The organism is Mesorhizobium sp. M0991, from assembly GCF_040318915.1.
Taxonomy (GTDB): domain Bacteria; phylum Pseudomonadota; class Alphaproteobacteria; order Rhizobiales; family Rhizobiaceae; genus Mesorhizobium.
On record NZ_JAMYNE010000001.1, the window covers coordinates 259551 to 279445 of the forward strand.

Here is a 19895-nt window from a genome sequence, read left to right on the forward strand (position 1 = left end):
CGAAGCTGACAGACTTTTGAGGGGCTTCATGCGGTTTGCGGCGTTGACGGCAAGTGCTGCACTTATTGCCGCAATCTTTTCTCCGGGAGCGGTTCTCGCGGCCGAAGCGCACGAATTGCCGGGCGCCGCCATGTCGCTGTGGTGGGTGCTGCCGTTTGCCGGGCTATTGCTTTGCATCGCGACCGGCCCGTTGCTCTTCCATCATGCCTGGGAGCACCATTACGGCAAGATCGCTGCCTTCTGGGCAGCGTTGGTGATCGGGCCGCTGGCCATCGCCTTCGGCATCCCGTCGGCCACGCAGGCGGTGCTGCATGCGCTGCTCACCGAATACATGTCGTTCATCATCCTGCTGTTTGCGCTGTTCACCATTTCGGGCGGCATCTTCGTTGCCGGCAACATACACGGCACGCCGCTGGTCAATGCCGGGCTGTTGCTGGGCGGCGCGGTGCTTGCTTCGGTCATTGGCACAACCGGCGCCTCAATGATCCTGATCCGGCCGCTCATCCGCGCCAACGACAACCGGCGCTTCAACGCCCATGTCGTCATCTTCTTCATCTTCCTGGTGTCCAACATCGGCGGGTCGCTGACGCCGCTCGGCGATCCGCCGCTGTTCGTCGGCTTTCTGCGCGGCGTCGATTTCTTCTGGACGACAGTTCACCTGTTGCCCGAGACGCTGTTCGTCGCCGGCGTGGTGCTGGTGGTTTTCCTGGCGATCGACATCATCATGCATCACCGCGAGGAAGGCGCGCCGAAGATCAAGGATCCGACGCCCGACAGCAAGGTGCGCATTCGTGGCCTGGCCAACATCCCGCTGCTGGCCGGGGTGATCGCCGCGATCCTGATTTCCGCTGCCTGGAAGCCGGGAGTGAGCTTCGCTTTCCAGGGCGTCAGCCTCGAGCTGCAGAATCTGGTGCGCGACGCCGCCATCCTAATACTGGCCTTCACGTCGCTTGTCGTCTCGCCGAAGGAGTTTCGCGGCGCAAACGCCTTCAACTGGGGGCCGATCGCCGAGGTGGCGAAGCTGTTCGCCAGCATCTTCATCTGCATCGTGCCGGTCGTCGCCATATTGCGGGCCGGCCTCGACGGCGCGCTGGCGCCGTTGGTGCTGCTGGTCAGTTCGCCGACCGGCGCGCCCGACAACCTTGCCTATTTCTGGCTGACCGGGGCGCTGTCGTCCTTCCTCGACAATGCGCCGACCTATCTGGTGTTCTTCGAGCTAGCGGGCGGCGATGCGCAGCATCTGATGACCGAGCTCGCCTCGACGCTGGCGGCGATCTCGGCCGGCGCGGTATTCATGGGCGCCAACACCTATGTCGGCAATGCGCCGAATTTCATGGTCTATGCCATTGCCCGGCATCGCGGGATCAAGATGCCGAGCTTCTTTGGCTACATGGCGTGGTCAGGCGCCGTGCTGATCCCGACTTTCCTGCTCGCCGGCTTGCTGTTCTTTGCCTGATCAGCCGACGCCGACATAGCGACGGACCGCGGAGGGATCGGCACGCAGTTCCTCGACATCGACCGTCTCGCGGTTGCGGCCGTTTTCGATGAAGCAAACGCGGTCTGCAACCGACAGCACGGCATCGACGCGCTGCTCGACAAGAATTGTCGACACGCCAAGCGCACGCAGTTTCGACACGGTTTCGCGGATCTTGGCGATCATCGACGGCATCAGCCCTTCGGTCGGCTCGTCGAGCAGGAGCACCTGCGGTTCCAGACACAGGGCGCGGGCCATGGCCAGCATCTGCTGCTCGCCGCCGGACAGCGTGCCGGAACGCTGCCTGAGGCGCTGGCGCAGCAGCGGGAAAAGATCGAGCACGTTTTCGCGCGTCGCCCTGCCCTTGTTGCGGGCCATCAGGCCGATCTCGATGTTTTCAGCCACCGTCATCTCGGCGAACAGCCGCCGGCCCTGCGGCACGTAGGCGACGCCGGCCTTGGGCACCTCGTGCGCCGGCAAGCCGGTCAATTCCCGCCCTTCGAGCCGGATCGAGCCGGACCTTGCCGGCACCAGGCCCATGATCGCCTTCAGCGTCGTCGTCTTGCCGGCGCCGTTGCGGCCGAACAGGCAGAGCACCTCGCCCTCGTTCAACACGAGATCGAGGCCATAGAGCACCTGGACCTCGCCATAGAAGCAATCAAGTCCGGAGATCGTCAGTGCCTTGGACTGGGCCTCAGCCATGGGTGGTCCCCAGATAGGCGTCCTGCACCGCGGCATTGGCGCGGATCTGCTCGGGCGTGCCTTCAGCTAAAATCCTGCCGGCGTTGAAGACGGTGATGCGGTCGGCGAGCTGCATGACCACCGGCATGTTGTGCTCGATCAAAAGCACGGTGGCGCTATCGGCGATCTCGCGCACCAGCTCGATGAAATTGTCGATCTCACTGTCGGCCAGCCCTTGCGTCGGTTCGTCGAGGATCAGCAGCCGCGGCTTCAGTGCCAGCCCCATCGCCACTTCCAGCAACCGCTGGTGACCGTAGGACAATTGCCCGGCCGGCATTTGCGCCCGATCGGCAAGGCCGGTGCGCTCGAGCGCCGCCATGACGCCGATGTGAACAGCACCCTTCGAGCGGCCGTCGGTCAGCGTGCGCTGCACCGGCAGGGCAACATTGTCGTAGGCGCTGAGATTGGCAAAGACGCTGGTGATCTGGAACGTGTAGGCGATGCCAAGGCGAACCCTGGCGTAGGCCGGCAGATTGGTGATGTCGGCGCCGTCGAAGACGATCGTGCCCGACGACGGCTGGATGCGGCCGCTGACCAGGCTGACGAAGGTGGTCTTGCCGGCACCGTTGGGGCCGATGACGGCGCGGATCTCGCCCGGCATCAGCGCGAAGTCGACGCCGTCGACGGCGCGCAAGCCGCCGAAACTGCGGGACAGGCCTTTGGTCGTCAAAAGCGGCATCATGGCAACCACCCGAGCCAGCGCTGGCGGATGCTGCCGAGAATGCCTTTCGGGAAGAACAGCACCAGCAGGATGAGCGCTATGCCGACGATCAGCAGATAGGAGGAGGTGTAGCCGCTGGCAACGTCGATGACATAATACATGAACAGCGTGCCGATCAGCGGACCGAGCGTGGTGGCAGCACCGCCCAGCAGCACCCAGAGCAGCGGCAGGATGGAATACTGCACCGAGGCGAAGCTCGAGCCGACATAGCCGAACAGCAGCGCATAGGCCGCGCCAGAAGCCGCGCAGATGCTGCCTGAGATGACGACGGCGGCGAGCTTGTTGGAAAACGTATCGTAGCCAAGCATCTTGGTCCGCTCCTCGTTCTCGCGGATGGCGACCAGCACGCGGCCATAGCCGGAGCGGACTATGGCCAGGCTTATAAGCAGCACGATCGAGAACAGCGTCAGCGCGCTCATATAGCGCACGGTCGGGTTGGTGAGGTCGAGCGACGTGCTGCCCAGGACCAGGACCCGCATTGCCTGCGGTACGACCATGCCCTGGTCGCCGCCGGTCCAGGCGGCGAGATAGAGGATGACGAGATAGAATACCTGCGCGAACATCATGGTGACGATCATGAAGGCGACGCCGGAGGTGCGCAGCGCCAGCAGCCCGATCACCAGCGCAAGCAGCGCGCCGCAGGCAAGCCCGGCTGCGAAGGCGGCCGGCACGCTCCAGCCGAGATGGATGACGGCAAGGCCGGCGCCATAGAGCCCGGCCGAAAAGAACATGGCATGGCCGAGGCTGAGCAGCCCGACATAGCCGAACAGCAGATTGTAGCCCATGGCGAAGACCGCCAGCACCATGATGCGGGCGAGCAGGCCGTGATGGTAATCCGGCAGGACGAAGCTAAGCCCGAAAAGCAGGGCGATGACGCCGAGATGCAGCGCATATGGCTTTGCCGGCGATGCATCCTTCATCGCGATGCCATCCCGAACAGGCCCTGCGGCCGGAACACCAGCACCATGGCGACAAGCAAGGTGGCGATGATCTTGGCCAGCGTCGGCGAGAAGAACACCGAGATGATGCCGTCGGAAAGGCCGATCAGCACCGCGGCGACGACCGTGCCGCGCAGCGAGCCGAGGCCGCCGATGATGACGACGATGAACGACAGCAACAGCGGGTCTTGTCCCATCAGATAATGCGCCTGGCTGATCGGCACGATCAGCACCGCGGCCACAGCCGCCAGCATGGCGCCGAGGGCGAAGACGCCGGCATAGACTCTGGTCACCGGAATGCCGAAGGCCTGCGCCGTCTCGCTGTCATATTGCGTGGCGCGCATGATGAGGCCGATTTTCGTGCGCGTCAGCATCAGCCAGGTCGCGACCAGAAGCAGCGCCGACGCGGCGATGATCGACAGCTTGTAGCCGGAATAGCCGAACCACGGCAGAAGGATGCGGTAGCTGAACGGCGGCTCCACCGGCCGCGCCTCCGGGCCGTAGAAGGTCAGCGCCAGTTGCTGGATGATGTAGAGCATGCCGATGGTGGCGACGATGGTGGCTTCCGGGTTGTAGTTGAGCCGGCGCAGCACCAGCCGTTCGGCGACCAGCGCGATCAGGCCAACGATCAGCGGCGCCAGCACCAGGGCTGCCAGGAAGCCGAGCGCCGGATGGCCGGATATCGCCGTAGAGATCGCCCAGGCAAGCACCGCGCCCAGCATGAAGAACTCGCCATGCGCGACATTGACGATGCGCATGACGCCGAACACCAGCGACAGGCCAAGCGCCGTCAGCGCCAGGACGGCGGAGGTGACGAGGCCTTCGAGGGCAGCGAGGAGCAGGTGGGGTCCGAAGTGCATCGATTACGCGCCCAAGGGAGATGCCCAGAGCGCCCCCCTCTGGCGAAGCGCACTGTGACTAAAGAACCGAGCTCACAGCGCCTGCGTCGTGTAATCCCCTTCCGGCTCGTAGAGGCCGTCCTCGATCTTGGTCTTGTGGACGACATTCAGCCGGCCGCCTTCGACCTTGGAGATGTTCTGGATACCAAAACACTGGTGGATCTTGCCGTTGAAGGTTTTCGGCCCCTGCGGGTGCTCCGGCCCCTCGGCGAACTCGGTCAACGCCTCGGTCGCCTCGACCAGCTTGGCGCGGTCTTCCGGGCCCTTGTAGCCGGCGTCTTCCATCGCCTTCTTGACGACGTAGAGCGTTTCCCAGCAGCCGAACATATGTGCGGCGGTGGAGACGTCCTTGGGATCGCCGACAGCGGCACCATTGTCGTCGATGCCGACGGCGGCGCGGTAGGCCTTCTGCGCAGGGGAGTCATCGGGCTGCGCATAACGCGGCGAACCTTCCCAGAAATGGCTGCCGTCGAGGAATTCGAGGCCGGGGCTGTTGATGTCGGTGGCTTCGAGCGAATCGATGAAGCCGAACAGCTGCGGCCGATTGGAGCCGTAGAACTCGCCGAGCTCCTTGACGAAGGTGAGCACCGCCGGACCGACCATGACGTGGTAGATCACCTCGGTCTCTGCGGGGATCTGCGGGAAATATTTGGTGAAGGAGGATTCCGTCGGCGGAATCGCGATCTGGGCGATAACCTCGGCGCCTTGCGCCTTCAGCGCCGGCGGCAGGTAGTCGCGATGATCGTAGCCGAAGGCGAAATCGGGGAATATCTGCGTCACCTTCTTGCCGGCGTTGGCGGCAATCCATGGCGCCATCGACTGGATCTGGCTCTTCACGTCGGTGATGCCGGGCTGGAAGACGTAGCGGTTCAACTTGGTCGAGGCGACGTGGTGGCCTTCGCTGACAACGAAATAGGGCATCTTGGCCTCTCCGGCGGCCGGCGCCGAGCCGATGACGACATGCGAAAACAGCGTGCCGTAGACGATGTCGGTCTTGTGCTGGGAGGCGAACTTGCCGACGACTTCAGCGCCCCGGCCGGGATCGGTGCCGTCATCCTCGATGATCACCTCGACCGGCCGGCCGTTGATGCCGCCGGCATCGTTGATCGCCTTGACTGCAGCCGCCGTGGTCTTCTCGTACCAGCGGCCATAGGCGGCGCCGATGCCGGTGCGGTGCGACTGGAAGCCGATCTTGATCGGCGCCGAGCTCTGCGCCTGGCTGTAACGCACGAAACCCGGCGCGACGGCAAGACCGGCGCCGGCGGCAAGGCCCTTCAGCGCCGTGCGGCGGGTGAGAGCGTATCTGGAGAGATCGAAAAACCCATTCTTGTCAGTCACGGCAGTTCCCCTTGTTTATGAGCTTTGACCAATGGCTGTAGCAGGCGGGCCACTCTTGTTAAGAGGGCCGAAAATTGCATGTGTACAAACTAAATCACCAAAGCTCTGACGTGGCAAGCGAGCTTTCCCCAAGGTTCGATTGACGGCCATCGCGCACCTCGTTCATCCGGCGCTCGGCGTGGCAAGCAGCCACAAGCCGAGGACGGTGTAGGCGATCATCAGCACGGTGAGCGGGAACTGGCTGAGCGCGGCGCGAGCGGGAACGGGATGCAGCCGCGAGGCCAAGCCATGGGCGACAAGCACTGCAAACATGTGGCCGGCTATGATGACGCCGGCCTGGAGGTTCCACAGCCAGCACGCCGAACCGGCGCCGGCGACAACGCCGGCTTCTATTGGCATGTCGGCGGTACCGAACAGGTTCCAGCCCAGCGCAAACGGGTCGGAGAGAGCGGCAATCGCATATTGGCCGTCGACCAGCAGCGCCGTCAGATAGTGCGCGAAGTGGTAGGCGAGCGCGATCGGCACAATCGACCAGACCAAAAGCCCGGCGGCGTGACCGAGCGAATGCTTGCTGCCGGCCAGATGGTGGCCAAGAAAGACAGCAAGCGCGAACACGGCCGCAAGCACGACAAAGCTCAGCACAAGGCCGAAACTGCCGATGCCGATCAAGGCGGTGCGTCCAGGAAACTCCAGCGGATTGATGCCGAACCAGCCTAGCCAGAAGAAGGTTTTCGACAGGCCGTCGAAGGACACCGACGACAGCGCAAGCAGCAGGAAAGCGACGCCGCTGAGCGGTAGCGGCGCGGCACCAAGCAGCTTGGCGCCCGGCCAGCAGAGTTTGAGCCGGCCGTCCTCGTTACGCTCGACGATGGCGAAGTGCGCTACCATGGAAAAGAACACGGTCAGGAACTCACCGCGCAGGCTCCAGTCGCGGTAGCCGAAGACCTGCATGGCGGCGAAACTCAGCAGCCAGTAGACGCCGGCGGCCCAGGCCAGCCGCGCCGGATCGTCGGGCGCCGGGTCGATAAGCTCGAACCAGGCGAAGGCGAAGAACAGCACGAAAGCCGGCCAATAGCCGAGCCGTGATGGGAGCCGCCGCGGCTCCTTGCCACCTAGCAGGCGCGAGACGACGCGGCACGGTCCGTACCAGGGATTGAGCCACGACCAGAGATCGCCGGCGAGCCCCTGCAGCAGAGCCAGGCCAACCCAGAGCAGCGTCCAGATGGTCAGCGGCAGCGGGTTGGAAAGCGGGTCGCGGCTGCCGAACAGGCCGGCGGCAATCAGAATTGCAAAGCCGGCAAAGGATACCAGGCTGACGGCGGTCCGCGCGCCGTCGCCGAAGGCGAAAAGCGGCAGGCGTTTGCGCCAGAAGCGGTCGAGGGAGTCCGGCGGGAGCAGAGCCAGGATCAGGAAGCTGGCGGCAACGGCGAGCGCGCCGCCGGCGACGTAGTAGCCGGTGGGAAGGAGCAGGACGTGGCCGCGGTCGGAGGCATGAGCGAAGGCGGGAGTGGGCGACAGGAGAGCCAAGGAAGCGATGGGGCCGGGAAAGAGCCTGATTGCAGAAATGCAGCGCTCTACGGCGCCCCCCTCTGTCCTGCCGGACATCTCCCCCTCAAGGGGGGAGATTGGCGGTTGAATCGGCCGGCGCTTTTCTTGCCTTGTTGAGGGTTGGCCAAAGCGGAGATGAGAGCCAATCTCCCCCCTTGAGGGGGAGATGTCCGGCAGGACAGAGGGGGGTGGGCGGGAACTCATGCTTTCCAAGAAATACTTCTTGTCGGCCCTCACACCTTCACCAGCTGCTCCACGCGGTCCTTCTGGCCGAAGATGCGCAAATAGCGCTCGATCTCTTTCTCGTCGCCTGTCGACTTGGCCGGATTGTCGGAAAGCTTGACCGCCGGCCTGCCGTTGGCTTCTGTGACCTTGCAGACGAGCGAGATGGCGTCGAGCCGGTTGGTCTCCGTCGGTGCACAGCCTTCGAAGTCGTTGGTCAGGTTGGTGCCCCAGCCGAAGGACATGCGCACCTTGCCGCGGAAGTGGCGGTAGGTCTCCTCGATGGTCTCGACCTCAAGCCCGTCGGAGAAGATGAGCAGCTTCTGCTTGGGGTCCTTGCCCTTTTCGCGCCACCAGGAAATGATCTTCTCGCCGCCCTCGATCGGCGGCGCGCTGTCGGGGCGGAACCCGGTCCAGTCGGCGACCCAGTCCGGCGCATCGCGCAGGAACGCCGCGGTGCCGAAGGTGTCCGGCAGCACGATCAGCAAATTGCCGCCGTAGTAGCGCTGCCAGTCCTGCAGCACGTTGTAGGGCGACTGTTTCAATTCCTTTTCCGAATTGGTGAGCGCGGCGAACACCATCGGCAGTTCATGCGCATTGGTGCCGAGCGCCTCGAGATCGTTGTCCATGGCGAGCAGCACGTTGGAGGTGCCGGTGAAGGCCTCGCCGATGCCCTCCTTCAACGCTTCGACGCACCAGCGCTGCCACAGGAAAGAATGACGGCGGCGGGTGCCGAAATCCGAGATGCGGATGCCGGGCAGCGCCTTCAGCCGCTCGGTCTTGGCCCACATCTTGGCCTTAGCGCGGGCATATAGCACGTCGAGCGCGAACGGCCCGAACGCCCGCATGGCCGCGCGAGATCGAAGTTCATTGATAATTGCCAGCGCCGGGATCTCCCACAGCGTCGTGTACATCCACGGACCGCTGAAGGCGAGTTCGTATTGGCCGTCGCGCTTGGAAAGCTCGTATTCGGGCAGCCGGAAATTTTCCAGCCAGGCGAGGAATTCCGGTTCGAATATCTGCTTGCGGCCATAGAAGGTGTTGCCGCCGAGCCAGATCATCTCTTTCTTCGAGAAACGCAGCGTACGGGCATGGTCGAGTTGCTCGCGCAGCTCCGTCTCGTCAATCTCCTCGGCAAGGCGGACCGAGGTGGTCCGGTTGATCAGCGAGAAGGTGGTGTCGACCTTGGGATACATGCCCCAGATCATCTGCAGCATCAGAAGCTTGTAGAAATCGGTGTCCAGCAGGCTGCGGACGATCGGGTCGAGCTTCCAGGTGTGGTTGTAGACGCGCCGCGCTATATCGGTCTTTGCCATCGCTCAATGCCGCCTTCGCTGCTCGCTCTAGCTTTTTGTCTAGCGCAATTCCGGACGGAAAACCGCTGCGCACTTTTCCTGGAATTGCTCCAAATGCCTCTTAGCATCGAATTTTTGAAAGCGCCTCCCGCTTTGCGGACTGGCCCGACAAAAAGAAGTCCCTGCGGCAAGCGGCGCCCGCGGCAGTGTCGACCTCAGGATGCGGTCTTGGCGCCGACCACCTTGAGCGCCGGACGCTTGCGACGAGTGCCGATGATGCGGCCCGCCACCGGCGCATCGGCGCGGCGGTCGGCCTGCTCTTTCTCGGCAAACAGCCAGTCGATGAACAATTGCACGATCGGCGCCGACCGCATCTCGTTGCGGCAGACGACATAGAAATCGTCGACCGCCGGCACGGAAAGGCTGAACGGGGCGACAAGTAGACCCCTGGCGAGCAGTCCGCTCGCGGTCACTGTGTCGCCGAGCGCCACGCCATGGCCGTGGACCGCGGCCTCGGTCGCCATGCGCGCGTCGCCAAGATGGTGGCGGCGGCCGCGCTCCAGGTCCAGCGCGTCGGCGGCGGCCAGCCAGGTGTGCCATTCGCGGCCGTCGTCGCCATGCAGGAAGACGTGATCGGCGAGGTCGCGGACGGTGCGGATCGGGCGGTTGTTGATCAGCGTCGGACTGACCACCGGGAACAGTTCGAGACCCGACCATTTGCGCATCCAGCAATCGGTCCAGCTGCCGTCACCATAGTGCACGCAGACATCGATGTGCGGGGCGCGGACGTCCTTGGCGTCATTGGATGGGATCAGCGTCAGCCTGATATCCGGATATTGCGAGGTGAAGCTGCCCAGCCGCGGGATCATCCATAGCAACAGCAGCGCCGGCACGCAGGATACCGACAGCGCGCCGGTGCTGGCCGGCCTCGTCATGCGCTGCGTGGCGGCGGCAATGCCGTCGAAGGCGGTCGACACCGCCGGCAGCAATTCGGCGCCGTGCGGCGTCAGCTTCACCCGCTGGCCGGCACGCTCGAACAGCTTGACGCCCAATGATTGCTCGAGCGCCTTGATCTGATGGCTGATGGCGCCGTGGGTGACGTTCAGCTCGGCCGCCGCCTTGGTCAGCGAGGCATGGCGCGCCGTCGCCTCGAAGGCGCGCAGCGGGTTGAGCGGTGGCAAACGCTTGGCCATTTGGAACCTAGGCTCTGTGAGATTTTCTCACAGCGAACACCCTAACAATATCAATTGATTTTTCAATGCAGCTACAGGACACTTTGCCCAAGCCTTGCATCAAGACGTGAAATCTGCAGGCAGCCAACGGCTGCGGCTATCGAGGCCGCCGTCCGCGCTGCACCAGCCATGGAGGACCGACATGGGTTATGACCGCGGCAAGCTCGAAGCGTTGCGCCGCAAATATGGCGAGAGCCATGGCGGCGAAATGTTCGACCCGAAATTCCAGCGTGTCGCCGACAAGATCTTCTCCAAGACCGGCACGCGGCTGGCGCCCTATTCCGGCATCCCGACCTTCCTCGCGGCGCCCTATCGTGAAATCGCCGCCGACAATCCGGATTTCGGCGATCTGCAGGTGGCGATGATCGGCGTGCCGATGGATCTTGGCGTCACCAACCGGCCGGGCGCCCGCTTCGGGCCAAGGGCGCTGCGCGCCATCGAGCGCATCGGCCCCTACAACCATGTGCTGGAATGCGCGCCGACGCATGAGCTGAAGGTCGCCGACATCGGCGACGTGCCGTTCCAGAGCCGCTACCGGCTGGAGACCAGCCATGACGACATCGAACGCCGCACCAACCAGATCGTCGACGCCGGCGTGCTGCCCTTGTCTGTCGGCGGCGACCATTCGATCAGCCACCCGATCCTGAAGGCTGTCGGCAAGAAGGCGCCGGTGGGCATGATCCATATCGACGCCCATTGCGATACCAGCGGCTTGTTCGACATGACCAAGTTCCACCATGGCGGGCCATTCCGCAACGCGGTGCTGGACGGCGTGCTCGACCCGAGCCGCACCATCCAGATCGGCATTCGCGGCTCGGCCGAATACCTTTGGGAGTTCACCTATGAGTCCGGCATGACCGTGGTGCATGCCGAAGAGGTGACCGGCCTCGGCATCCCCGCCATTATCGAGAAGGCGCGCAGAATAGTCGGCGACGGGCCGACCTATGTCTCGTTCGACATCGACAGCGTCGATCCGGCCTTCGCGCCGGGCACCGGCACACCGGAAGTCGGCGGGCTGACGACGCGCGAAGTGCTCGAGCTGCTGCGCGGCCTGAAAGGCCTCAACATCGTCGGCGGCGACGTCGTCGAGGTGGCACCGCAGTACGACGCGACCACCAACACGGCGCATGCCGGCGCGCAGGTGCTGTTCGAGATCCTCAGCTTGATGGTCTTCAGCCCGGCAATCACCGGCAAGGCGGGCTGACACGCTCGACCATGATCCGAAAAGTGGGAACCGGTTTTCGGAGACGATCATGGTTCACTAGAGAATCCAAAGGCGACCGCCGCGCTGGAGCCGGCGGTTGCACCAAACAAACAAGCTTCCAGCAGGGGAATGACAATGACACTTCACATGAAGCTCAAATCATCCATCGCCGCCGTGCTGATGCTCGGCGCGACCGGCCTTGGTTTCACCACCCAGGCCGTCAATGCCGACGCGATCGACGACATCGCCAAGGCCGGCGCGATCAATGTTGGCATCTTTTCCGATTTCCCGCCCTTCTCCTCGGCCAGCGCCGATATGAGCATCAAGGGCTACGACATCGACGTGGCGCAATCCATCGCCGACCAGCTCAAGGTCAAGCTCAATCTGGTCAGCGTGACCGGCCAGAACCGCATCCCGTACCTGACCGACAAGCGCGTCGACCTGCTGATGAGTGTCGGCTATTCCAAGGAGCGTGAGCAGGTGATCGATTTCGCCGCCGCCTACGCACCCTACTACATCGCCGTGATCGGCCCGGCCGCGCTTGCCGTCAAAGGCAAGGAAGACCTTGCCGACAAGTCGATCGCCGTCAATCGCGGCACGCTGGAGGACAGCTCGCTGACCGAGGCAGCACCCGCCTCGGCCGACATCCGCCGCTTCGACAACTACAATTCCGTCATCCAGGCCTTCATCTCGGGCCAGACCCAGCTGATGGTGGTCGGCAACGATGTCGGCGCCCAGGTGCTCGCCCGTCAGGAGGCGCTGAAGCCGGAACAGAAATTCCAGCTTCTCACCTCGCCCTCGCATATCGGCCTCAACAAGAAGGAAGACCGCCTCAAGCAAGCGGTCAACGATGCGGTTGCCAAGATGCTGGCCGACGGCAGACTGGACGAAAGCTCGAAGGCCTGGCTGAAGACGCCGCTCGATCCCGCCAATCTCAAGGATTGACGGCCAGTGACCTATAGCCTCGACTTCGGCTGGCTTGCCGGGGCGACAGGGGCGATCGCGCGCGGCGCGGCCACGACGATCCTGTTGATCGCCGTGACCACGCTGGCGGGAACGTTGCTCAGCATCCTCGGCGCGGCGGGGCGGCGGAACGGTCCGCTCCTGCTCAAGCGGGCGATCGGCGTCTATGTCGAGGTGATCCGCAACACGCCTTTCCTGGTGCAGCTGTTCTTCATCTTCTTCGGGCTGCCCAGCATCGGCGTCAGGCTAGATCCGGTGCTGGCAGCCATGCTGGCGATGACGCTCAACATGGCGGCCTACACGATCGAGATCGTCGGCGCCGGGCTCGACGCGGTGCCGCCCGGGCAGACGGAAGCGGCACTGGCGCTTGGCCTCAGGCCGCGCCAGGTCTTCGTCAAGATCGTGCTGCCGCAGGCGCTCAAGGTGATCTATCCGGCGCTGACCAGCCAGATCGTCATCATGATGCTGGAATCCGCCGTGGTGTCGCAGATCGCGGTGCGCGAGCTGACCTATGAAGCCGACATGCTGCAGGCGCGCACGTTCCGGGCTTTCGAGACCTATTTCGTGGTGACGATGGTCTATCTCATCCTGTCGATTGGGCTGCGCCGGCTGCTGGTCGGCGGCGGGCGCCGGCTTCTTGGAGCCGGCGTGTCATGATCGAATTCACCTTCTGGGACATTCTGCGCAACCTGCTGCTGGCGGCGCGCTGGACGGTGCTCTTGTCGTTGGCTGCCTTTGTCGGCGGGGCCGTGGTCGGCATGATCGTGCTGTTCTTCCGCATCGCCAAGAATAAATGGGCGCGCCGGTTTGCCTCCGGCTACATCGCGCTTTTCCAGGGCACGCCGCTGCTGATGCAGCTCTTCCTGATGTTCTTCGGCTTGCCGATGCTGGGCCTGCGCATCGAGCCGTGGACCGCGGCGGTGCTTGGCCTGACCTTCTTTGCCAGCGCCTATCTCGCCGAGATCTGGCGCGGCGGCGTCGATGCACTGCCGCGCGGCCAGTGGGACGCCGGCGCCAGCCTCGGCCTGCACTATCTGCAGGAACTCCGGCTAATCATCTTGCCTCAGGCGTTTTCGATCACCCGCGCGCCGACCGTCGGCTTCCTGGTGCAGCTGATCAAGTCGACCGCGCTGACCTCGATCATCGGTTTCGAGGAGCTGGTGAGGACATCCAACGCGATCAACAATGCGACGTTCGAACCGTTCAAAGTCTATGGGCTGGTAGCGCTGATCTTCTTCGTCATGTGCTTTCCGCTGACGCAATATGCACGTTCGCTCGAGCAGCGGGCGGCGGCCCGCTGAGCGGGCGACCAGCAATTCAACGCCCGAATACCAGAGACGGCGCTATACGGTCGCGCCGCAGCCAGCGCCCCAGCAAGAGCGCCGCCACCACCGCCAGTCCCGACGACAGGCCGATCCAGATGCCGACGCCATTGAAGCCGAAATGGAAGGCCAGCAGCACGCCGAGCGGCAGGCCGATGCCCCAATAGCCGATCGCGGCATAGATCATCGGCACCTTGGTGTCGTGCAGGCCGCGCAGCATGCCGCTGGCGACCGCCTGCGCGCCGTCAAAAACCTGGAACAGCGCGGCAAAAGCGAGGAACGACACGGCAAGCGCCACCACCTCGGCATTAGCCGGATTGCCCAGATCGATGAAGGCGCCGATCAAGACATGCGGCCACAGGATCATCACTAGCCCCATCAGCGCCATGAAGGAGACACCGACGACATAGGCGGTCCAGCCAGCCCGGCTGACACCTTCCGGATTGCCGGCGCCGTGGGCAAGTCCGACGCGCACCGTCACGGCCTGGTTGAGGCCGAGCGGCACCATGAAGGTGATCGAGGCGATCTGGATGGCGATCGCATGGGCGGCAAGCGAAGCCGCATCGATCAGGCCCATGAGAAAGGCCGCCGCGTTGAAGATCGTCACCTCGAAGGCCAGCAGGCCGGCGATCGGCAGGCCGAGCCGCAGCAGGCCCTTGAAGCGCGGCCAGTCAGCGCGCCAGAAGCGTCCGAACAGACGATAGCGCCGGAATTTCTTCTCAAGCATCACCACCGCCGCCATGCCGGCGAACATCAGCGTGCTGGACAGAGTGGTGGCAAGGCCGGAGCCGGCGATGCCCATCGATTGGATGCCGAGATTGCCGAACATGAACAGCCAGTTGAAAAAGGCATTGCAGGCGACGGCAACGAAGACGATGATCAGCGCCCAGCCCGGCCGCTCCAGCGCCGAAATGAACGAGCGCAGGACGATGTAGCCGAAAAAGGGCAGCACCGCCCATTCGAGCCAGCGCAGATAGATGCCGGCCTGATGCGCCAGTGCCGGTTCCTGACCCATGGCCAGCAACACGGCCTCGCCGTGCCAGAGAAAGACCCAGATCGGAATGCAAATGAGGATCGCCAGCCACAGACCCTGGCGCACGGTGCGGCGCAGGTCGCGCACCGAGTGGCGGCGGCGGCCAAGCTCGGTCGCCATCATCGGAGAGGTCGCCAGCATCAGGCCGAGCCCGAAGATGAGCGGCATGAAATAGAGATTGGCGCCAAGCGCACCGCTGGCCAACGTGTCCGGTCCGAGCCGCCCCATCATCATGACGTCGGTGGCCGTCATCGCGGTCTGGCCGAGATTGGTCAGCACCATCGGCCAGGCGAGCGCCAGCATCGCCCTGATTTCCCGACGCCAAAGGTTTTCCGGCGCGCGAGCGTCGGCTTCGATCGCAGACATTCTAGTTTTCCGCCTATCCGATTGCGGCACGTCGGCAAGAGCCGGAAGCCGCGTCTCAGCGCGGAAAATGGCCAAGATCGGCCGGATTCCGCATTACGACGGGTTTGTCTATCAAATGGGCACCGGTGGCAAGAGGCTGACCTGCGGAAGGGTTAAGCCAGTCGGCTCAATGCACGCTATTGGAGAGGCTATGGAAGCCGCTATGGTCACGGCGGATTCATTTGAAAGGCACCCTGATGAGCGCGTTTCCCGAAATCTATCTGGTTCGGCATGGCGAGACGGAATGGAGTGCGTCCGGGAAACATACCGGCCGTACCGACATACCGCTGACGCCGGCCGGCGAGGACGCGGCGAGGCGCGTCGCTGAGCGGCTCAAGGGCCTGTCCTTCTCGGCGGTGTGGTCGAGCCCGTCGCAGCGCGCCTTCAACACCTGTGCGCTGGCCGGCTTCGGCGCGTCAGGCGTGAAGAAGGACGATCTGGCGGAGTGGGATTATGGTGCCTATGAGGGATTGACCACCAAGCAAATCCTCGCCGAGCGTCCCGGCTGGCGGCTTTTTCGCGACGGCTGCCCGCGCGGCGAGCCCGCCGTGGATGTCGGCTCGAGAGCGGACCGGATCGTCAGCCAGTTGCGCGAGGCCGGCAGCAACGTCCTGATCTTCTCAAGCTCGCATTTCCTGCGGGTGCTGGCCGCACGCTGGCTCGGCCTGCCGCCGCAAGACGGCGCGCTTTTCGTGCTGGATACCGCCAGCGTGAGCGTGCTTGGTTATGAGCACGACCTTGATGAGCCGGTTATCCGGCGCTGGAACCAGAGATAGCGGCCGATCCCGATCTATCGGATCGCGTCCAGCGCCTGCCTTTGCCTGTGCATTTCGAGAAACACGCGGTAGTCGCGATCGAACCGGCCGGCGGCAGCTGGATTGGGGTCTCGTGTCTTGCCGCCTTGCTGCATGGCGATGCAGGCAGCGTTCAAATCGGGAAAAAGCCGGGCAGCGGTGGCGGCAATCATGCCGGTGCCGAGCAGCACCGCCTCGTCCGCCAGCGGCTCGACCACCGCGCAGCCGGTGGCGTCGGCATAGAGCTCCATCAACAGCGGGTTCTTGGTGTGGCCGCCGGTGACGTGCAGCGTGTCGATCAGATAGCCGTTCTCGTTCAGCGCCTCCAGCACATGGCGTACGCCAAGCGCGATGCTGACAGCGGTGCGCCAGTAGAGCTTGCACAGGCTGTCGAAGGAGGAATCCAGCGTCAGCCCGCTGATGACGCCGACGGCATGCGGGTCGGCGAGCGGCGAGCGGTTGCCGTGGAAATCGGGCAGTACGTGCAGTCTTGCGGCGAGGTTGCCGCCCTCGGCGGCGCGCAGCTCGGCGACGCGGCGGGCGATCCTGGCATGCATGACGGCATCCGGCTCGCCGCCGGCGCCATGCCAGCGGATGATGTGATCGAGCAGCGCGCCGGTGGCTGACTGGCCACCTTCCGACAGCCACAGGCCGGGAAGGGCAGCGCCATAGTAAGGACCCCAAACACCGGCGAAAGGCTGCGGATCGGGCGACATCGCCATGACGCAACTCGACGTGCCGGCGATCAGGGCCAGATGGCGGCCGATGTCCTGCGCTTCACCGGCGAAACCGCCGAGCACGCCGAGCGCGCCGGCATAGGCATCGATGACGCCGGCGCCGACCCGGCATTTTTCGGTGAGGCCAAGCTCCGCCGCAGCTTGCGCGCCGAGCGGGCCGATATCGGCACCGACCGGGCTTGCCTTTTCCGGAAGATTGCCGTGCTCGAAAAGGTCGCCGAGCCCGGCCGCTTCGAAGAAGTCGCGCCGCCAGCCGATTTCTTCATGGGCCAGATATGTCCATTTGGCGGTCAGCGTGCATTGCGAACGGGCGAGCGAGCCGGTCGCCTTCCAGGTCAGGAAGTCGGTGAGGTCGAATAGGTAGCCGGCTTCGTTCCATGTTCCGGGCAGGTTGCGCTTCAGCCACATCAGCTTGGGCGTCTCCATTTCCGGCGACATCACGCCGCCGATATAGTCGAGCACGGCATGGCCGCTTTCGGTGCATTCATCGGCCTCGGCAATGGCGCGATGGTCGAGCCAGACGATGGTGTCCCAGCGCCTTTCACCGGTGACGGATACGCTGAGCTGGCCGCCATGCCGGTCTCGCACCACCAGCGAGCAGGTGGCGTCAAAGGAGATGCCGACGATATCCTCAGCCTTCACGCCCGCCTTTTCGCGGGCAGCGCGCACGGCACTGCACACTGCCGACCAGATATCCTGCGAATCGTGCTCGGCGTGATCGGCCTTCGGCTGTTGCATGGCGATCGGGTGCTCGGCGCGGCCGAGCAAGGCGCCAGCGGTGTCGAGAATGCCGGCACGGGCGCTTCCGGTGCCGACATCGACCGCGCAAACGAAACTGTTGGTCAAGGTGTTCTTGCTCTCGCTCCCAGGCCTGCAATCAGATCGGGCAATTGCAGCATGTCAGCGAATATAAAGTCCGGCTCACTCGACGCAAGCCGCGCTTTCAGTGCCGGGTTGCCGGTGTGCGAGCCGCCGGTGAAGGCAAGGACGCGCATGCCGGCCGCCCGAGCCGCTTCGATGCCGGCAGGGCTGTCCTCGACGACGAGGCAGTTTCGCGGAACAGCCCCCATTTTGTCGGCTGCGTGGAGAAAAAGGTCAGGCGCCGGTTTGCCCCGCGCCACCATGGCAGCGCTGAACAAATGCGGCTCCAGTAGCCCAAGCAACTCCGTAACCTGGAGCGCATAGCGGATTCGCTCCAGCGTGCCGGAGGAGGCGACGCAGCACGGCACGCCGAGCTTCGGCAGGACCTGTGCGATGCCTGGCATCGGTTTCAGCTCCTGGCGGAACTTGCGCATCAGTTCGGAGCGCATCTCGATCAGATGCTGGTCGGTGAGATCGAGCCCGAAGTCGCTTGCGAGGATTTCGCGGACGCTCTTCATGCTCTTGCCGAGGAAGTGCTCGTAGGCAATGTCCTCGCTGACGTTGCCGCCGGCAAGCGCGATCATCTCCAGCAATGCCGAGACGGACAGCATCTCGCTATCCACCAGCACGCCGTCACAGTCGAAAATGACCAGTTCAGGCGTCATCGCGCTGGATCGGCTTCAGAGTTCGCCGGCGAGATAGCGCGTCAGTGTCGCGCGCGCGCCGTCCGCCCACAGCGATTTGAGCGCATGGGCGAACGCTTCGGCGAACGGCGCCGAGCGTCCGACGTCGCCATAGATGTCCTCCATGGCAAGCCAGGCGGCAGGCATGCCCCTGGCCGCCTTGGCTGTCGCCTGCAACCGGCCCCAGTTCGGGTCGTTGGGCTCGGTGACGGCACCGGAATCCGTGGTGCCGAAGCAGTAGCGACACCAGAGCGCAGATTCCAGCGCCAGGCCGACGACGCTTTTGCCAGCCTTCAGCCGGTCGGCGATGGTCGGAATGATGAATTTCGGCTGGCGGTTGGAGCCGTCGAGGCAAAGCCGGCGTATGGTGTCGCCGATCTTCGGATTGGAGAAGCGGTGCTCGATGAGCTGGTAGTAATCTTCGAGGTCGGTGTCCGGCACCGGCGGCACGGTCGGGATGATTTCGTCATGCTCGAGCTTGTCGAGGAAGCCGCGTACCAGAGGCTCCTGCATCGCCTCATGGACGAAATGGATGTCCATCAGCCCGGCCGGATAGGCGATGGTCGCGTGGCCGCCATTTAGGATGCGGATCTTCATCAGCTCATAGGGCGCGACGTCGCTGACGAACTGCACGCCGACCTGTTCCAGCGGCGGCCTTCCGTCGGTGAAACGGTCCTCCAGCACCCATTGCTTGAACGGCTCGCAAAACACCGGCCAATTGTCGTCGAGGCCGAACTCGCTGGAGAGAATGCCGCGCTCGCGGTCGGTGGTGGCCGGCGTGATGCGGTCGACCATGCCGTCGGGAAAGGCAACGTTTTCGCTCACCCAGTTTGCCAGATCCTCGTCGATCAGCCGCGCAAGGCCGATGACGCCATCCGAGGTGACGTGGCCGTTATGGGGGATGTTGTCGCAGGACATGACGGTGAAGGGCACGATACCGTCGGCGCGGCGGCGCAGCAGCCCGGCGAGGATGAGCCCAAAAACGGTCTTCGGTGTCGCCCCGGGTTGCGCGTCGGCAACGATGTCGGGATGCGTCGGATTGAAGACGCCTGAAGCCGGATCGATGAAATACCCACCCTCGGTAATGGTCAGGGAAACGATCTTGATCGCCGGATCGGCGAGCCGCTCGACGATTGCGATCGCGTCGCCAGGCACCAGGAAGTCGATCATGACGCCGGTGACGCGCGCGCTCATATGGCCGCTGTCCTGCTCGACCACGGTGGTCAGCCAGTCCTGCTCCTGCAACTTGCCGCGGCCGACCTTCTCGCCCTCGAAGACGCCGGCGCCAACAATGGCCCAGTCGTGGCCGACGCCCGAGTTGAACAGGTCGTCGAGATAGACGGCCTGGTGCGAGCGATGGAAATTGCCGACGCCGAAATGCACGATGCCGGCCTTGAGCGCGACGCGATCGTATTTCGGGCCGGCGACCTTGGGCGGCAGCTTGGCCAGGATGGAAGAAGAGAGTTTCACGGTCATCTGCTTTTA

General features: G+C 64.1%; 18 protein-coding genes. 6 read left to right on the forward strand and 12 right to left on the reverse strand.

Annotation, left to right across the window (positions count from 1 at the left end):
- Positions 1 to 28 precede the first annotated feature (28 nt).
- Positions 29 to 1456 carry a sodium:proton antiporter gene (locus NKH70_RS01275; protein ID WP_352977105.1) on the forward strand — a complete coding sequence of 476 codons (1428 nt, stop codon included), beginning with the start codon at positions 29 to 31 and terminating at the stop codon, positions 1454 to 1456.
- On the opposite strand, the gene NKH70_RS01280 is transcribed toward NKH70_RS01275, so the two are convergent.
- The 8 genes from NKH70_RS01280 to gcvA all read right to left on the reverse strand — a co-directional run bounded on the left by NKH70_RS01280 (position 1457) and on the right by gcvA (position 10369).
- Positions 1457 to 2176: an ABC transporter ATP-binding protein gene (locus tag NKH70_RS01280; RefSeq protein ID WP_352977106.1), complete on the reverse strand. Its 720-nt coding sequence runs from the start codon at positions 2174 to 2176 to the stop codon at positions 1457 to 1459.
- Positions 2169 to 2897 (reverse strand): ABC transporter ATP-binding protein, encoded by a 729-nt coding sequence (locus NKH70_RS01285; RefSeq protein WP_352911854.1) that lies wholly within the window; start codon positions 2895 to 2897, stop codon positions 2169 to 2171. Before NKH70_RS01285 ends, NKH70_RS01280 begins: the two co-directional genes overlap by 8 nt.
- Entirely contained in the window at positions 2894 to 3856 is a 963-nt protein-coding gene (locus NKH70_RS01290; RefSeq protein ID WP_352977107.1) for a branched-chain amino acid ABC transporter permease, read from the reverse strand. Before NKH70_RS01290 ends, NKH70_RS01285 begins: the two co-directional genes overlap by 4 nt.
- Positions 3853 to 4734 carry a branched-chain amino acid ABC transporter permease gene (locus NKH70_RS01295; protein ID WP_352977108.1) on the reverse strand — a complete coding sequence of 294 codons (882 nt, stop codon included), beginning with the start codon at positions 4732 to 4734 and terminating at the stop codon, positions 3853 to 3855. The genes NKH70_RS01290 and NKH70_RS01295 overlap by 4 nt, the downstream gene beginning before the upstream one ends.
- A gap of 72 nt (positions 4735 to 4806) precedes the next feature.
- On the reverse strand, positions 4807 to 6111 hold the full coding sequence (locus NKH70_RS01300) for an ABC transporter substrate-binding protein (protein WP_352977109.1): 1305 nt from the start codon (positions 6109 to 6111) through the stop codon (positions 4807 to 4809).
- Positions 6112 to 6273: 162 nt separating this feature from the next.
- Positions 6274 to 7716, reverse strand: a complete 1443-nt coding sequence (locus NKH70_RS01305; RefSeq protein ID WP_352977110.1) for a hypothetical protein — start codon at positions 7714 to 7716, stop codon at positions 6274 to 6276.
- A gap of 176 nt (positions 7717 to 7892) precedes the next feature.
- Complete coding sequence (gene pncB / locus NKH70_RS01310) at positions 7893 to 9197, reverse strand: nicotinate phosphoribosyltransferase (RefSeq protein WP_292662367.1); 1305 nt, start codon at positions 9195 to 9197, stop codon at positions 7893 to 7895.
- Between the two features lie 194 nt (positions 9198 to 9391).
- Positions 9392 to 10369: a transcriptional regulator GcvA gene (gene gcvA, locus NKH70_RS01315; protein WP_352977111.1), complete on the reverse strand. Its 978-nt coding sequence runs from the start codon at positions 10367 to 10369 to the stop codon at positions 9392 to 9394.
- Between the two features lie 181 nt (positions 10370 to 10550).
- On the opposite strand from gcvA, the gene speB reads away from it, so the two are divergent.
- From speB to NKH70_RS01335, 4 genes are all read left to right on the forward strand, one after another.
- Complete coding sequence (gene speB, locus NKH70_RS01320) at positions 10551 to 11612, forward strand: agmatinase (RefSeq protein WP_023722517.1); 1062 nt, start codon at positions 10551 to 10553, stop codon at positions 11610 to 11612.
- A 135-nt stretch (positions 11613 to 11747) separates the two neighbouring features.
- A complete protein-coding gene (locus NKH70_RS01325; RefSeq protein ID WP_352977112.1) occupies positions 11748 to 12557 on the forward strand; it encodes a transporter substrate-binding domain-containing protein in 810 nt (269 codons plus the stop codon).
- Positions 12558 to 12563: 6 nt separating this feature from the next.
- The gene (locus NKH70_RS01330) at positions 12564 to 13232 is read left to right on the forward strand and encodes an amino acid ABC transporter permease (protein ID WP_352977113.1); all 669 of its coding nucleotides are present in this window, start codon (positions 12564 to 12566) and stop codon (positions 13230 to 13232) included.
- The gene (locus NKH70_RS01335; protein WP_023722520.1) at positions 13229 to 13876 is read left to right on the forward strand and encodes an amino acid ABC transporter permease; all 648 of its coding nucleotides are present in this window, start codon (positions 13229 to 13231) and stop codon (positions 13874 to 13876) included. The genes NKH70_RS01330 and NKH70_RS01335 overlap by 4 nt, the downstream gene beginning before the upstream one ends.
- A 16-nt stretch (positions 13877 to 13892) precedes the next feature.
- Here the strand turns inward: NKH70_RS01335 and NKH70_RS01340 are convergent, their stop codons facing one another.
- Complete coding sequence (locus NKH70_RS01340; protein ID WP_352977114.1) at positions 13893 to 15296, reverse strand: MATE family efflux transporter; 1404 nt, start codon at positions 15294 to 15296, stop codon at positions 13893 to 13895.
- A 233-nt stretch (positions 15297 to 15529) separates the two neighbouring features.
- On the opposite strand from NKH70_RS01340, the gene NKH70_RS01345 reads away from it, so the two are divergent.
- Positions 15530 to 16111 carry a histidine phosphatase family protein gene (locus NKH70_RS01345; protein ID WP_352977136.1) on the forward strand — a complete coding sequence of 194 codons (582 nt, stop codon included), beginning with the start codon at positions 15530 to 15532 and terminating at the stop codon, positions 16109 to 16111.
- 14 nt (positions 16112 to 16125) lie between these two features.
- On the opposite strand, the gene NKH70_RS01350 is transcribed toward NKH70_RS01345, so the two are convergent.
- From NKH70_RS01350 to NKH70_RS01360, 3 genes are read right to left on the reverse strand one after another with little or no spacing between them, the layout of a single operon-like run.
- Positions 16126 to 17712, reverse strand: coding sequence for an FGGY-family carbohydrate kinase (locus NKH70_RS01350; protein ID WP_352977115.1), 1587 nt, complete (start codon positions 17710 to 17712; stop codon positions 16126 to 16128).
- Positions 17709 to 18392: an HAD family hydrolase gene (locus NKH70_RS01355; protein ID WP_352977116.1), complete on the reverse strand. Its 684-nt coding sequence runs from the start codon at positions 18390 to 18392 to the stop codon at positions 17709 to 17711. The genes NKH70_RS01350 and NKH70_RS01355 overlap by 4 nt, the downstream gene beginning before the upstream one ends.
- Before the next feature lie 15 nt (positions 18393 to 18407).
- On the reverse strand, positions 18408 to 19886 hold the full coding sequence (locus NKH70_RS01360) for a mannitol dehydrogenase family protein (RefSeq protein WP_352911872.1): 1479 nt from the start codon (positions 19884 to 19886) through the stop codon (positions 18408 to 18410).
- Between the last annotated feature and the right edge of the window lie 9 nt (positions 19887 to 19895).

Coding starts and splice junctions, on each gene's coding strand:
- NKH70_RS01275 (WP_352977105.1), top strand. CDS start 29: ATGCGGTTTGCGGCGTTGACGGCAAGTGCTGCACTTATTGCCGCAATC.
- NKH70_RS01280 (WP_352977106.1), bottom strand. CDS start 2,176: ATGGCTGAGGCCCAGTCCAAGGCACTGACGATCTCCGGACTTGATTGC.
- NKH70_RS01285 (WP_352911854.1), bottom strand. CDS start 2,897: ATGATGCCGCTTTTGACGACCAAAGGCCTGTCCCGCAGTTTCGGCGGC.
- speB (WP_023722517.1), top strand. CDS start 10,551: ATGGGTTATGACCGCGGCAAGCTCGAAGCGTTGCGCCGCAAATATGGC.
- NKH70_RS01340 (WP_352977114.1), bottom strand. CDS start 15,296: ATGTCTGCGATCGAAGCCGACGCTCGCGCGCCGGAAAACCTTTGGCGT.
- NKH70_RS01360 (WP_352911872.1), bottom strand. CDS start 19,886: ATGACCGTGAAACTCTCTTCTTCCATCCTGGCCAAGCTGCCGCCCAAG.
- NKH70_RS01290 (WP_352977107.1), bottom strand. CDS start 3,856: ATGAAGGATGCATCGCCGGCAAAGCCATATGCGCTGCATCTCGGCGTC.
- NKH70_RS01295 (WP_352977108.1), bottom strand. CDS start 4,734: ATGCACTTCGGACCCCACCTGCTCCTCGCTGCCCTCGAAGGCCTCGTC.
- pncB (WP_292662367.1), bottom strand. CDS start 9,197: ATGGCAAAGACCGATATAGCGCGGCGCGTCTACAACCACACCTGGAAG.
- NKH70_RS01325 (WP_352977112.1), top strand. CDS start 11,748: ATGACACTTCACATGAAGCTCAAATCATCCATCGCCGCCGTGCTGATG.
- NKH70_RS01305 (WP_352977110.1), bottom strand. CDS start 7,716: ATGTCCGGCAGGACAGAGGGGGGCGCCGTAGAGCGCTGCATTTCTGCA.
- gcvA (WP_352977111.1), bottom strand. CDS start 10,369: ATGGCCAAGCGTTTGCCACCGCTCAACCCGCTGCGCGCCTTCGAGGCG.
- NKH70_RS01355 (WP_352977116.1), bottom strand. CDS start 18,392: ATGACGCCTGAACTGGTCATTTTCGACTGTGACGGCGTGCTGGTGGAT.
- NKH70_RS01335 (WP_023722520.1), top strand. CDS start 13,229: ATGATCGAATTCACCTTCTGGGACATTCTGCGCAACCTGCTGCTGGCG.